This window comes from Bradyrhizobium sp. FW305-F6 (genome assembly GCF_058782905.1).
Genome location: NZ_JBYSYD010000001.1, coordinates 1332567 through 1346625, shown reverse-complemented (window position 1 = coordinate 1346625; position 14059 = coordinate 1332567). Strand labels below are relative to the sequence as shown.

Genomic DNA, 14059 nt, shown 5'->3' with positions numbered 1-14059 from the left:
GCGGGCTCGTTTGTTCCTCTAAAGGCGAATGAAATGAAAAAATGGGCGCTCTTCTTTGCGTTGATCTGGCCGCATATCGCGTCCGCCGCTCCCGAAGCTCCATTCCTGCCTTTGAAGAATGCGCCAGATTACGTCGCTACGATTTTCGTGAAACTCTCTCATGGGCCGACCTTTAAGGAAATTCGTACTTTCCACCGCGGGTGGATGCGGATCGACGGGAATTTTGACAAGAAGGCTTATCGTTCGACGAGTTATTTCGGTCCTGGAGGACTGTTCGTCACCTTCGCTCGTGAGCCGACTGCACAAAGCGAGAGCCACGACTGGTTGCATGTCCTGCGCGGTCCGGCCATGGCTCATCTCATTCGGTGGGGTGATGGTCCCTTCAAGACCGGCGAACGCCAAACATTGCTCAGTGAAGGTTGCGAAGTCTGGAACTTGTCGAAGACCCTTGGCCGCCGCGATGCCAGAAGCTTGAGTTGCGTGACTCCTGACGGCATCGAGCTATGGTCCCGGATTGAGGGCGACCTTCTGCCGGGTAGGTCTTTCGACACTATCGAGATGGTACGGAAGCCGGTAGCTCCTGCTGCAGTGCTACCGCCCGCCGGCAGGCTTGAACTGAAGTCCTGGCTAACGACGCCAACCGTGCCGAGGCCATCCAACTCGCCGGACGACGTTACCGTAGTCCTGCAAAGTAGGCTCAACGCGAGCCCGGACCGGCGGGTCCAGACGCGCACGATCCGACGACACTATCCCTGGACTTACACTGAGGACGTGGACGGAAAAGGGGGACGCAGGATCACGTTTAAAAACGAGGTAGAGCAGCTCAGCGTCATTTTTCAAAGCGACGCGGCTGGCGAGCCGGTACAATTAAGCGTCGAGAAGGCACTTAGGGCAATTGCCGAACAGAAATTGCCGGACAGCAGCCGAACTGAAACCATTCTTGGCGAAACATGCGCGGTCTCCGAGGAGCGCTTTCGCGAAGGACATTCAATTCGATGCCACACCGCGGACGGCGTAATGCTTAGGGACACGACAAGCGACCATGGTGCGAACTACGATCTAGTTGCAGTCACGTTGGACCGCGCCCCGGTTGATCTCGATGCCGTGCTGCCGCCGGCCCGTTTGTTTGTGCGTGCCTTTTGGGGGATACCTGACGAGGCACGGTTGTGATTCTTCCGCTTCTGGCCCTTAACCGAACCGGGCTGAGTCATCGCAATGTCGGTTTGGGAAGGCAGAGCGGACGCGAACTCTGGTTGCCCCAACGCGGCCTGTGACCCAAGGCAGACATTCGCCGTGGCGCGTCATGTTCTCTCTGGTCGCAGCGATCACGGCTTCGGGACGTCTGGTTGCGCGAGTGGGTGTGCATGCTGGAAGGCATCGATTTGCATGCAGGCTGAATAGATCCGGTGCACGACAGGAAACGCGTCGGCGGTCCCACCGAAATAGGAAAAGCCCACAACTTGGCTGGCAAGGCAGACGTCTGCCAGCGTTGGTTGGTCACCATGGCAGAACGTGCCGGTTTGAGCATCGCGTCTCAGATGCCCTTCCATCGCCGCCAGCGCAGCACCCGTGAAATGCCGACTCCACGCCATGTATTGCACTTCGTCGTGCCCAAGTTCACGTTCGAGGTACTCGCGAACACGGGGCGTGACCAGCGGATGGCCGTCGGCCACCGCCATCTGGGCTAAAGCGCGGACGCGCGCCCGCTCGGTAGCGTCGGCGGGCAGCAGTGGCGGCGCAGGGTAAACCTCCTCGAAATATTCCATAATGGCCATAGATTGAACCAGGATGCGCCCATCGTCGAGAATGAGCGCCGGGATGGCTGCCTGCGGGTTGATCGCGCGAAATGCCGGATCGTGCTGCTCGCCTTTGCGAAGATCCACCTGTCGTTCTTCCGCCGACACACCTTTCAGGTTTAGAACGATGCGCACGCGAAACGCCGCAAGCGAACGCCACCATGTGTAGACAATCATGTCGTTGGTCCTTTGCGCTGCGACGATGGATGCTTGTATTCTACCAGCCGCGATCCGAGTGAAGACGGCAGCTGGCCGTTAGTCGACCTTCCGCAAGGTTCGCCGATTTGTCCGCTTCGTGCTCTAGCTGACGTCCTTGCGCCTCGCGCTGACGTCCGGTCGCCTTGGACTCCAGACCTATGCAGCCCTTCCGCGAACGGGGTGTGGTCGGAGAGCCGTTCCGATGTGCGGCAGCGAGCCCCAAGATGCACTCCTGGCATGACACCCACGATGCCATACTACCCCTGTTTTGCCCGACGGGTCAGGAGTTTTTCGTCGAATCAGAAATATCGTTGCGAGCCAATGGGATGGCTACTGTGCATGGGGTTGTTTTTCCACCTTTTGGTTTGCGCCCGCTATTGCACGCTTCCCAAGCAAAAAGGGCCGCCCCATCCGGGCGGCCCCTTCTTCTCGTTCGATGTGGCCCGCTTACTCCGCGGCCTGCTTTTGCGGAGGGTCGAGTGCGCCGGACTTGTGGATCTCGGCGACCTGGTGATCCGAGAGGCCGAGCACCGAGCGCAGGATCTCGTCGGTGTGCTCGCCGAGCAACGGGGAGCGCTGCACGTCGCTCGGTGAGTCCGACAGCTTGATTGGGTTGCCGACCGAGACGTACTTGCCGCGGGTGGGGTGGTCGACCTCTACCACGGTGCCGGTCGCGCGCAGCGACTGGTCTTCCGCGATCTCCTTCATCGATAGGATCGGGCCGCAGGGGATGTCGTCCTTGTTGAGGATCTCCATCGCTTCGAACTTCGTCTTCGTCATCGTCCATTGCTCGATGCGGGCGAAGATCTCGTTGAGGCGCGGCAGGCGGGCGGCCGGCTTGGCGTAGTTCGGATCGGTCTTCCATGTGGGCTCGCCGATCACGTCGCAGATCTTCTCCCAGACCGGGGCCTGGGTGATGAAGTAGATGTAGGCGTTGGGATCGGTCTCCCAGCCCTTGCACTTCAGGATGCGGCCGGGCTGGCCGCCGCCGGAATCGTTGCCGGCGCGCGGCACGGCATCGCCGAACGGCACGCCTTCGCCGAACTGGCTGTACTCCTTGAGCGGGCCGTGGGCGAGGCGCTGCTGGTCGCGCAGCTTGACGCGGCAGAGGTTGAGCACGCCGTCCTGCATCGCGGCGGTGACGCGCTGGCCTTTGCCGGTGTGGGTGCGCTGGAAGAGCGCGGTGACGATGCCGAGCGCCAGATGCAGGCCGGTGCCGCTGTCGCCGATCTGCGCGCCGGTGACGAGCGGCACGCCGTCGCGGAAGCCGGTGGTGGACGCGGCGCCGCCGGTGCACTGCGCGACGTTCTCATAGACCTTGCAGTCTTCGTACGGCCCGGGGCCAAAACCCTTGATCGAGGCGACGATCATCTTCGGGTTGATCTGCTGGATCTTCTCCCAGGGGAAGCCCATGCGGTCGAGCACGCCGGGGCCGAAATTCTCGACCAGCACGTCGCACTTCTTGATCAGCTCGGTCAGGACCTCCTTGCCCTTGGGGTTCTTGGTGTCGAGCGTGATCGAGCGCTTGTTGTGGTTGAGCATGGTGAAATACAGGCTGTCCACGTTCGGGATGTCCTGCAGCTGGCCGCGGGTGATGTCACCCACGCCCGGGCGTTCCACCTTGATCACGTCGGCGCCGAACCAGGCCAGCAGCTGCGTGCAGGTCGGTCCGGACTGGACGTGGGTGAAGTCGAGAATGCGAACGCCCTCGAGCGCTTTGGTCATCGTGTTGCTCCTGTTACCACTCTGTTTCCCGTCATGCCCGCGAAGGCGGGCATCCAGTATTCGCTGTCGTTCCGGTTGGGCTCAGTGCTCGCCACGATGGATGCTCCGGCGAAGACTGGATTCCCCGCCTGCGCGGGGAATGACCCGGACTTACTTCTTCTTCTGCAGAACGCTCTGCGGATTGAGGTTGCCGATGCGGCCGCTCTCCGAGCCGGCGGCCGGGTCGATCACTGCGTTGATCAGCGTCGGCTTGCCGGACGCCATGGCTTCGTTGACGGCGCGCTTCAGTTCATCGGGCGAGGTCGCGTTGACGCCGATACCGCCGAAGGCTTCCATCATCTTGTCGTAGCGCGCGCCCTTGACGAACACTGTCGTCGCCGGATCGGCGTTGGCGCCGTTGACATCGGTGCCGCGATAGATGCCGTCATTGTTGAAGATGACGACGCAGATCGGAAGGTTGTAGCGGCAGATGGTCTCGACCTCCATGCCGGAGAAGCCGAACGCCGAGTCGCCTTCTACCGCGAGCACGGGGTGCCCGGTCTCGAGCGCGGCGGCGATCGCCTGGCCCATGCCGATGCCCATCACGCCCCAGGTGCCGACGTCGAGGCGCTTGCGCGGGCGGTACATGTCGATGACGCCGCGGGCGAGGTCGAGCGTGTTGGCGCCCTCGTTGACGAGGATCGCCTCGGGGTACTCCTTGATGACGTTCTTCAGGACGCCGAGCGCGCCGTGATAGTCCATCGGCGATTTGTTGTTCATGAGCTTCGGCGCCATCTTGGCGACGTTCTCTTCGCGCTTGGCCGAGATCGCCTTGGTCCATTCGGCGGGCGGGGCGGTCCAGCCGGACGCGAGCGCCTGGTTGAAGGCGGCGACGACCGAGCCGATGTCGCCGACCACGGGCGCGACGATCTCGACGTTGGAGTCCATCTCCTTCGGCTCGATGTCGACCTGGATGAACTTCTTCGGCGCCTCGCCCCAGCTCTTGCCCTTGCCGTGCGACAGCAGCCAGTTCAGCCGCGCGCCGATCAGCATGACGACGTCGGACTCTTTCAGCACGGTCGAGCGGGCCGCGCCGGCGCATTGCGGATGGGTGTCGGGCAGCAGCCCCTTGGCCATGCTCATGGGCAGGAACGGCACGCCGCTCTTCTCGACGAAATTCTTGATTTCCTCGTCGGCCTGCGCGTAGGCCGCGCCCTTGCCGAGGATGATGAGCGGACGCTTGGCGCTCTTGAGTACGTCTAGCGCGCGCTTCACCGAAGCGGGCGAGGGGATCTGCGCGGGCGCTGCATCGATCACCTTGACCAGCGACTTGCGGCCGGCCTCGGCGTTCATCACCTGGCCGAACAGCTTTGCCGGCAGGTCGAGATAGACGCCGCCCGGACGGCCGGAGACCGCGGCGCGGATGGCGCGGGCGAAGCCGATGCCGATGTCCTGGGCGTGCAGCACGCGGTAGGCCGCCTTGCACAGCGGCTTTGCGATCGCGAGCTGATCCATCTCCTCATAGTCGCCCTGCTGGAGGTCGACGATCTCGCGCTCGGAAGAGCCGGAGACGAGGATCATCGGGTAGCAATTGGTGGTGGCGTGCGCGAGCGCGGTGAGCCCGTTGAGAAAGCCGGGCGCGGACACCGTGAGGCAGACGCCGGGCTTCTTGGTGAGATAGCCGGCGATGCCCGCGGCGTAACCGGCGTTCTGCTCGTGACGGAAGGAGATCACGCGAATACCGGCAGCCTGCGCCATGCGGCCCAAATCCGTGATCGGGATGCCCGGCACATTATAAATGGTGTTGATGCCGTTCAGCTTGAGCGCGTCGATGACGAGATGAAAGCCATCCGTCAGGTCCTGCTCGGTGCCCGGTGCTTCGGACTTGGTCGCGGTGTTCAGCATGGGCCTTGTCTCCCTGGTCTTGAGATAGCGGGGCGAGTTGCTCGCCCTTCTGGCGCGAATGGTCTAAGTGAGAAGTTATGTGAACAATTCCTGGCCGTGCGCTTCGACGTAGGCGGCAAGGCCGAGGGTGTGATCGCGGGCGCGCTTCTCGGCGAGCTCGGTGTCGCGCGCCTCCAGCGCTTCGATGATGCCGAGATGCTCGGGCAGGGAGGTCGCGGTGCGATCCTTGCGTCCGATCGTCAGCTGACGATAGCCGCGCACGTGCAGCAGGAGGTCGTTGGTGAGATCGACCAGCACAGGCGATTCCGACAGCGAGATCAGCGCCTGGTGGAAGGCGATGTTGGCCCGGGAATATTCCTCGACATGATCTTCGGGCAGGCGGTCCTTGCTGAAATCCTTGAAGTAGTCGCGCAGCGCCGTGATGTCCTTCTTGCGCGCGGTGGTGGTGATGAGGCGCGCGGCCATGCTCTCCAACGCCGCCCAGGCGCGGATCATGTCGACGATCTCGCTCTTGGTCCGGCGCACCACCATGATGCCGCGGCGCGGCACCGTCTTCACGAAGCCGTCCTGCTCGAGCATCGCAATGGCTTCGCGGATCGGCGTGCGGCTGACGCCAAGTCGTTCGGACAATGCGCGCTCGTCGAGCATCACCGGCTCGGGCGTCGAATAGATGTCCATCTTGAGGATGGCTTCCTTCAAGGCGTCATACGCCTTGTTCTTGAAGCTGCTCTCCGGGGCAATGCGAACGATTGCGATGTCTGCCTCGGCCATGTTCGGCAACGCCTTGGTTGGTTTCCGTAGTGACACGACGAATCTCCTCCAGTGGGAGTCGTCTTTTACAGGAATATTAACGAGAAAGTTTTTGGCATACCACATGCCAGAATGTCAAGCTGGCGATTTTTTGCGGCGTTCTAAGACAAGCTCCAGCTTGACAAGTTGGCTTCTGGCATACCAAATGCCATCGCCAGCCATTTTTGATCCAAGGCGGCGGAGTAGCCTAGCGCTTTTTATGCGCTCCGGTCCGCGACATGGAACAGAGCGCGGCGAATGGCAAGCATCACGGGCAGCCGCACACACGCGCGCGCTTTGAAAAGAACGAACTGAGGTCAAGGGAGAAGCCACATGTCCAATTCCAAAGATGCCGTCCGCAACGTGCTTGACCAGGTCAAGGCGGACAACCGGACCAGCCTGACGGCCCCGGAAGGCAAGCTGGTCTGCGACGCCTACGGCATTCCGGTGCCGAAGGAGGGGGTGGCCAAGTCGGCGGGTGAGGCCGGCAAGATGGCCTCTGCGATGGGCTTCCCAGTCGTGATGAAGATCGTCTCGCCGGACATTCTCCACAAGACCGAAGCCGGCGGCGTCATCGTCGGCCTGAAGACGACCGAAGAGGCCGAGAAGGCCTACGAGACCATTCTGTCCAACGCCAAGAAGTACAAGGCTGACGCCAAGATCGAGGGCGTCCAGGTGCAGCAGATGCTGGCTGGCGGCACCGAGGTGATCGTCGGGTCGATCACCGACGGCTCCTTCGGCAAGCTCGTCGCCTTCGGCCTCGGCGGCGTGCTGGTCGAGGTGCTCAAGGACATTACTTTCCGCCTTGCGCCCGCGACCAAGGAGGACGCGCTCTCGATGCTCGACGGCATCCAGGCCCATGAGATCCTGAAGGGGGTGCGCGGCGGCGAGCCGGTCAACCGCAACGCCCTTGCCGACGTGATCGTCAAGGTCTCGCAGCTCGTCACCGATTTCCCTGAGATCGTCGAGCTCGACCTCAACCCCGTGTTCGCCACCCCGAAGGATGCAACGGCCGCAGACGTCCGCATCGTCGTCGATTTCGCCTATGTGCCGAAGCCCAAGCCGCGCCCGACCGAAGAGATCGTCGCAGCGATGAACCGCATCATGCAGCCGAAGGCGGTCGCCGTGGTCGGCGCCTCCGCCGAGGACGGCAAGATCGGCAACTCCGTGATGAAGAACCTCATCAACGGCGGCTACAAGGGCGATATTTATCCGATCCATCCGAAGGCCGCCGAAATCCTCGGCTACAAGGCCTACAAGAGCGTCAAGGACGTGCCCGGCGTGATCGACGTCGCGGTATTCGCCATCCCCGCCAAGTTCGTGGCTGCGGCGCTCACCGAATGCGGTGAGAAGAAGATTCCGGGCGCAGTCCTGATCCCGTCGGGCTTCGCCGAGGCCGGCGCGCCGGAGCTGCAGGCCGAGATCGTCGAGGTCGGCAAGAAGTACGACATTCGCCTGATGGGACCGAATATCTACGGCTTCTACTATACGCCTGCCAATCTCTGCGCGACCTTCTGCACCGCCTACGACGTCAAGGGCCACGCGGCGCTGTCGTCGCAGTCGGGCGGCATCGGCATGGCCATCATCGGCTTCTCGCGCTCAGCAAAGATGGGCGTCTCCGCGATCGTCGGCCTCGGCAACAAGTCCGACATCGACGAGGACGATCTGCTCGCCTTCTTCGAGCAGGATCCGAACACCAATTTGATCGCGCAGCACTGCGAAGACCTCAAGGACGGCCGCGCCTTTGCGGAGGCCGCCAAGCGCGTCTCCAAGAAGAAGCCGGTCGTCGTGCTCAAGGCCGGCCGCACCTCGGCCGGCGCGAAGGCCGCGTCCTCACACACCGGCGCGCTCGCCGGTAACGATCGCATCTATGAAGACGTGTTCAAGCAGTCCGGCGTGATCCGGGCCCGGAGCTTGCGCCAGCTGCTCGAATTCGCCCGTGGCGTGCCGGTGCTGCCGACGCCGAAGGGCGAGAACGTGCTGATCATCACCGGCGCTGGCGGCTCGGGCGTGCTGCTGTCGGACTCCTGCGTCGACAACGGCCTGTCGCTGATGTCGATGCCGCCAGATCTCGACGCGGCCTTCCGCAAGTTCATCCCGCCGTTTGGTGCCGCCGGAAATCCCGTGGATATCACCGGCGGCGAGCCTCCGATCACCTACGTCAACACCGTGAAGCTCGGCCTGTCGGACGAGCGCATCCACGCCCTGATCCTCGGCTATTGGCACACCATCGTCACACCGCCGATGGTGTTCGCCCGCAACATGGTCGAGGTGAAGAAGGAGATGGAGGCCAAGGGCTTCGTGAAACCCATGGTCGCCTCGCTCGCCGGCGACGTCGAGGTCGAGGAAGCCGCCGAATATCTCTACCAGAACGGCATCCCGGCCTACGCCTATTCGACTGAGATGCCGGTCGAGGTGCTGGGCGCCAAGTACAAATGGGCGCGCGGGGCAGGGCTGCTCTGAGGGCGTTGAAGCCCCTTCGAGATGATCCGGAGCGGCGCTTTTCAGAGTACGTCGTTCCGGGGCGATGCGACGGAGACCGCGCAAGCGCGGCCCGGCGCATCGAACCCGGAACCTTGAGATTCCGGGTCTGGTCCTCAAGGATGGAGAGCCGCGACATCATCGCTGCAACACCGACGGCCGCCCTCGGCGCAGCGATCCCGGCGTCCCCCGATCAAACCCACCGAGGCATGTCACTGGACAGCATCGGCCGTTTTGGCTGATATGCGACCAAACGACACAATGCGGCAAACGTCCGCATGAGCCCCGGAGAGCGTCTTCATGTTTCAGTTTCCCACGCGCCTTGTCGGCGCAGCGGTCGCGCTGACCCTCGCGGCAGCGACGCCGGCCTTTGCCCAGCAGCTCGAGCTGAAGCTGATGGCTCCGGCTGCTCCTGGCGGCGGTTGGGACCAGACCGCGCGCTCGATGCAGCAGGCGCTGGTCGCCTCCGGGGTCGCGCGCAGCGTGCAGGTCACCAATGTTCCCGGTGCGGGTGGCAGCGTCGGCATCGCGCAATTCGTCAATGGTGCCAAGGGCGACGGCAACCAGATGATGGTCAACGGCTTCGTCATGGTGGGGGCGCTCGCCATGAACAAGTCGCCGGTGACGCTGGAGCAGGTGACGCCGATCGCGCGCCTCACCGAGGAGATCCAGGTGATCGTGGTTCCCGCGAATTCGCCGATCAAGAATGCGCAGGATCTGGCTGCCGCGGTGAAGGCCGATATCGCCAAGGTGACCTTCGCCGGCGGCTCGGCCGGCGGCGTCGACCATGTCATGGCAGCATTGTTCGCGGGCGCCGTCGGCGCCGATGCCAAGAAGATCAACTACATCCCGTTCTCCGGCGGCGGCGAGTCGCTGGCGGCGATCCTCGGCGGCAAGGTCACGGCCGGCATTTCGGGCCTCAGCGAATATGAAGGGCAGATCAAGTCCGGCAAGTTGCGCGCGATCGGCGTGACGTCGGAAGCGCGCATCCCGGGCAGCGACATCCCGACTTTCAAAGAGCAGGGCATCGACCTCGTGATCGCCAACTGGCGTTCGGTGGTCGCGCCTCCAGGCATCACGCCGGAGCAGCGCAAGACCTTGAGCGATGCGGTCGAGAAGATGGTGAAGTCCGACGCTTGGAAGGAAATCCTCAAGCAGAAGGGCTGGGCGGACGCCTATCTCGGTGGCGACGCTTTTGCCGACTTCCTGAAGAAGGAAACGGTGCGTGTCACCGACGTGCTGAAATCGGTTGGCCTGGTCAAGTCATGACCTCGAGCGATCCCGTCCAGCCGCGGCGCGTCGATCGTGCCGGCCTCGTCATCGCTGCCCTGCTCGCAGGTCTCGCCGCGGTGCTGGTCTGGGACGCGCGCGGCCTGCAATCCACCGCCATGTACGGTATGGGGCCGGAAGCGATGCCGGTCGTGGTCGCCAGCGGCCTTACACTGCTCGCGATCGGCAACTTCATTGACGCATTGCGCGGCAATCTGCCGGCGCGCGAGAGCACCGATCCGGTTCCGGTGTTTCTGATCCTCATCGGACTTGCCCTGCTGATCGCCATCATCGGCTTTGGCGGTGGCTTCATCCTGGCGACGTCGGCACTGTTCGTGACGACGTCGGCGGCCTTCGGCCGCCGTGCCATCGTGGTCGACTCCATCATTGCGCTCGTGATGTCGATCCTGATCTATCTCGCGTTCGACCGGTTGTTGACGCTGAGCCTTCCGACCGGCCCGCTGGAGCGATTGCTGTGACGGACACTTTTGCGGCCCTGGCGCACGGCATGGCCGTCGCCATCCAGCCGATGAACCTGCTTTATGCGCTGATCGGCGTGTTTCTCGGTACGGCTGTCGGCGTGCTGCCCGGAATCGGCCCGGCGCTGACGGTCGCGCTGCTGCTGCCGGTGACCTACAAGCTCGATCCCGGCGGTTCGCTGATCATGTTTGCGGGCATCTACTACGGCGGCATGTATGGCGGCTCGACCACCGCGATCCTGATCAACACGCCCGGCGAGAGCGCCTCGATGGCGACCGCTCTGGAAGGCAACAAGATGGCCAAAGCCGGTCGCGGCGGGCCGGCGCTCGCCACCTCCGCGATCGGCTCCTTTGTTGCGGGGACCATCGCTACGATCGGGCTCGCCTTCCTCGCGCCATGGCTGGTCGATGTCGCCGTCCGCTTCGGCCCTGAGGATTATTTCGCGCTGATGTGCGTCGCCTTCGTCACGGTGTCGGCGACCTTCGGCGATTCCCCGATCCGCGGCCTGACCAGCCTATTCATTGGCCTGACCCTTGGCCTCGTCGGCATCGACAAGTTGACGGGCCAGGCGAGGCTTACGTTCGGCGTCCCCGAGTTGCTCGATGGCGTCGAGGTGACGACGCTCGCGGTCGGCCTTTTCGCGGTCGGCGAAGCGCTCTATGTGGCGTCACGCCGCCACCACACCGAGGAAAAGCTCGAGCCGGTACGCGGTTCGCTGTGGATGACGAAGGAAGATTGGAAGCGCTCTTGGAAGCCATGGCTGCGCGGCACCATGTTCGGCTTTCCGATCGGCGCGCTGCCCGCGGGCGGTGCGGAGATCCCGACCTTCCTGTCCTATTCGACCGAGAAGCGGCTGACGAAGCATCCCGAAGAATTCGGCAAGGGGGCGATTGAAGGTGTCGCCGGACCCGAAGCCGCCAACAACGCCTCCGCCGCCGGCACGCTGGTGCCGCTCTTGACGCTGGGACTGCCGACCTCGGCGACAGCCGCGATGATGCTGGCGGGTTTTCAACAATACGGCCTCAACCCGGGCCCGCTGCTGTTCGCCGAGCGGCCTGATCTGGTGTGGGGCCTGATCGCCAGCCTGTTCATCGCCAACATGATGCTGCTGGTGCTCAACCTGCCGCTGGTCGGCCTCTGGGTGCGGCTGCTCGCGATCCCGCAGCCCTGGCTTTACGCCGGCATCCTCGTGTTCGCGACCATGGGCACGATCGCGGCCAAGCCGTCGGTTGTGGAGTTGTCGATGCTGGCCGGCTTCGGCGTGCTCGGCTTTTTGATGCGCCGGTTCGATTTCCCGATCGCGCCCGTCGTGGTCGGCCTCATCCTCGGCCCGATCGCCGAGAGCCAGCTACGCCGTGCGCTCGCGATAAGCCTCGGCGATCCCATGACGCTGGTGCAGAGCCCGATCTCGGCGACGCTTCTCAGCATCGCGCTGATCGCACTGCTGGCGCCCTTCGTGCTGAAAGGGCTCGGGCGGTTCAAGGCGAACGAGGATTGAATATTTCGATTCACGCATCGTGTGATGCTGCGGTCACTCCTGGGGATACGCCATGCCGTCCGAAGTTCGCTCGCCCCGTCTCGCCGTCCTGATCGATGCCGACAATGCCTCCGCCAGGATTGCGGATGGATTGTTTGAGGAGATCGCCAAGATCGGCGAAGCCAGTGTTCGCCGCATCTACGGCGACTTCTCCAATGCGCGGTCCAAGGCCTGGGCCGATATCCTGTCGAAGCACGCCATCATCCCGCAGCAGCAATTCGCCTATACGACGGGCAAGAATGCATCCGACATCACCCTGGTCATCGATGCGATGGACCTGCTTCACAGCGGACGCTTCGATGGCTTTTGCCTGGTCTCTTCCGACAGCGACTTTACGCGCCTTGCCGCACGCATCCGAGAGCAGGGCATCGATGTCTTTGGCTTTGGCGAGCAGAAGACGCCAGAAAGCTTTCGGCAGGCCTGTCGCAGATTCGTCTATACCGAGAACCTGCGCGGCGGCACGACGAACAACCAGGATTCAGCTGCGAAGCCTCAGCCGCTCCAGCCCCCGGATGCCGCCACTCCCGTGATCAAGAAAGCCATCGCCCAGATGGAAAGCGAGGACGGCTGGGTCGATCTTGGCGAGATGGGAAAGCGACTCATCGCCCTGGCCCCCGATTTCGATTCCAGGACCTTCGGCTCCCGCAAGCTGAGCGACCTTGTGCGCAAGACGAACGCCTTCGAACTTGAGGAGCAAGCGAAAGGCGGATCGGTGCGAATTCGGGTGAAGCCCGCGACCTCGTCTCTGCCCAAGCCGCGCGCTGCTCGAAAGCGGCGCAGCGGAGCGCGGCCGGCTGCGGCGAAAGCCGCAACCGCGCGGGGCGCATGATCGCCGGCATGGCGCAGCCAACGCGCTGCCCAGCACGACGGTGGCGCAGCAATTGTGTCGGCCGACACCGCGCATAGCGGGATGGTTCGCGAGGGGGCAGGCGCTGGAGTTGACGGCTGGTCACGAGATCGCCACGGGTTGAAGTGTTACCCGGTAACAGTCTCCGCTTCGGTAACGTCTTCGGCAGGCGGAACCGGAACAATGATCGCTCCTCGCGGTTGAAGGCGCAGGACAATCACTGGAGACAGAACACCATGAAGACCCGTCTTGCGATTTCGTTGGTTGCCGCCTCGCTGCTGGCTTCGAGCGCAGCCTTTGCACAGTCGACGACCGAACAGGGTGCCAGGGACGGCGCGCGCGCGGGTGGCGACATCGGCGGCCCGATCGGCGCGATGGTCGGCGGCACCGTCGGTGCGGCCGTCGGCGCTGGCCTCGAGATTCCGAATGCGATCCTGGGCGGTATCCCCCGGAGCGACTCCGTCGTCGTGGAGGAACGCGTCGTGGTCGGCGAGCCGCTGCCCCCAACTGTGGTGCTCCGTCCCGTGCCGAACTACACCGAGTATCGCTATGCCGTGGTAAATGATCGCCGCGTGATCGTCGAGCCGCGCACGCGCCGTGTCGTCAAGATCATCGACTGATCGGCGGCAAGCCTAAGCGTTGAGAAGATGGGCCCTGCGGAGCGTCACTCCGCGGGGCCCTCGCTTGTCGCGGCAGGGCTTGCGCGAAAGCGCGTGAGCAGCCAGTCGGCAGCTGCGGCGAGCGCGAAGCCGAGGCAGGCGGTGGCGGCATCGACCAAAAAATCCTCCAGCCGCGCATGGCGGCCGGGTGCCCAAAATTGCATCAGCTCGAGCACGCCGATCAGGACGACCGCGGCCGCTGCGATCAGCAGGCGCCGGCGCCGATAGGCGAGACCGAAAGCCAGCCCTACCAGGATGAAAGCGAGCGCATGTTCGCCATCCTGACCGAGGTTGGCATGGGGGCGAAGGCCGGGAGGACCGAGCGTTGCGAATGTCACGGCGGCCGCGAGCAACCAGGCAAAATAACGAACCAAACTGGACATCCGGCTCGCTT

At 63.6% G+C, this 14059-nt stretch carries 12 protein-coding genes; 7 read left to right on the top strand and 5 right to left on the bottom strand.

Annotation, left to right across the window (positions count from 1 at the left end; translation table 11 throughout):
• Positions 1 to 33 precede the first annotated feature (33 nt).
• The gene (locus tag AC3WLX_RS06505) at positions 34 to 1170 is read left to right on the top strand and encodes a hypothetical protein (RefSeq protein WP_492335160.1); all 1137 of its coding nucleotides are present in this window, start codon (positions 34 to 36) and stop codon (positions 1168 to 1170) included.
• Positions 1171 to 1325: 155 nt separating this feature from the next.
• Here AC3WLX_RS06505 and maiA read toward each other — a convergent pair whose 3' ends face one another.
• The 4 genes from maiA to AC3WLX_RS06485 form a co-directional block, all read right to left on the bottom strand.
• On the bottom strand, positions 1326 to 1973 hold the full coding sequence (gene maiA, locus AC3WLX_RS06500; RefSeq protein ID WP_291618893.1) for a maleylacetoacetate isomerase: 648 nt from the start codon (positions 1971 to 1973) through the stop codon (positions 1326 to 1328).
• A 468-nt stretch (positions 1974 to 2441) separates the two neighbouring features.
• Positions 2442 to 3719, bottom strand: coding sequence for a formyl-CoA transferase (gene frc / locus AC3WLX_RS06495; protein WP_492335159.1), 1278 nt, complete (start codon positions 3717 to 3719; stop codon positions 2442 to 2444).
• 150 nt (positions 3720 to 3869) lie between these two features.
• Complete coding sequence (gene oxc / locus AC3WLX_RS06490) at positions 3870 to 5603, bottom strand: oxalyl-CoA decarboxylase (RefSeq protein ID WP_492335158.1); 1734 nt, start codon at positions 5601 to 5603, stop codon at positions 3870 to 3872.
• Between the two features lie 75 nt (positions 5604 to 5678).
• The gene (locus AC3WLX_RS06485) at positions 5679 to 6374 is read right to left on the bottom strand and encodes a GntR family transcriptional regulator (RefSeq protein WP_291618902.1); all 696 of its coding nucleotides are present in this window, start codon (positions 6372 to 6374) and stop codon (positions 5679 to 5681) included.
• A gap of 351 nt (positions 6375 to 6725) precedes the next feature.
• On the opposite strand from AC3WLX_RS06485, the gene AC3WLX_RS06480 reads away from it, so the two are divergent.
• The 6 genes from AC3WLX_RS06480 to AC3WLX_RS06455 all read left to right on the top strand — a co-directional run bounded on the left by AC3WLX_RS06480 (position 6726) and on the right by AC3WLX_RS06455 (position 13626).
• Positions 6726 to 8855 carry an acetate--CoA ligase family protein gene (locus tag AC3WLX_RS06480; protein WP_291618899.1) on the top strand — a complete coding sequence of 710 codons (2130 nt, stop codon included), beginning with the start codon at positions 6726 to 6728 and terminating at the stop codon, positions 8853 to 8855.
• Positions 8856 to 9173: 318 nt separating this feature from the next.
• Positions 9174 to 10142, top strand: a complete 969-nt coding sequence (locus tag AC3WLX_RS06475) for a Bug family tripartite tricarboxylate transporter substrate binding protein (protein WP_492335157.1) — start codon at positions 9174 to 9176, stop codon at positions 10140 to 10142.
• Complete coding sequence (locus tag AC3WLX_RS06470; protein WP_291624233.1) at positions 10139 to 10621, top strand: tripartite tricarboxylate transporter TctB family protein; 483 nt, start codon at positions 10139 to 10141, stop codon at positions 10619 to 10621. Before AC3WLX_RS06475 ends, AC3WLX_RS06470 begins: the two co-directional genes overlap by 4 nt.
• 29 nt (positions 10622 to 10650) lie before the next feature.
• Complete coding sequence (locus AC3WLX_RS06465) at positions 10651 to 12120, top strand: tripartite tricarboxylate transporter permease (RefSeq protein WP_291624238.1); 1470 nt, start codon at positions 10651 to 10653, stop codon at positions 12118 to 12120.
• Between the two features lie 52 nt (positions 12121 to 12172).
• Positions 12173 to 12988, top strand: coding sequence for an NYN domain-containing protein (locus tag AC3WLX_RS06460; protein WP_492335156.1), 816 nt, complete (start codon positions 12173 to 12175; stop codon positions 12986 to 12988).
• Positions 12989 to 13242: 254 nt separating this feature from the next.
• On the top strand, positions 13243 to 13626 hold the full coding sequence (locus AC3WLX_RS06455; protein WP_106950464.1) for a DUF1236 domain-containing protein: 384 nt from the start codon (positions 13243 to 13245) through the stop codon (positions 13624 to 13626).
• Positions 13627 to 13670: 44 nt separating this feature from the next.
• Here AC3WLX_RS06455 and AC3WLX_RS06450 read toward each other — a convergent pair whose 3' ends face one another.
• Positions 13671 to 14048 (bottom strand): VanZ family protein, encoded by a 378-nt coding sequence (locus tag AC3WLX_RS06450; RefSeq protein ID WP_492335155.1) that lies wholly within the window; start codon positions 14046 to 14048, stop codon positions 13671 to 13673.
• Positions 14049 to 14059 lie beyond the last annotated feature (11 nt).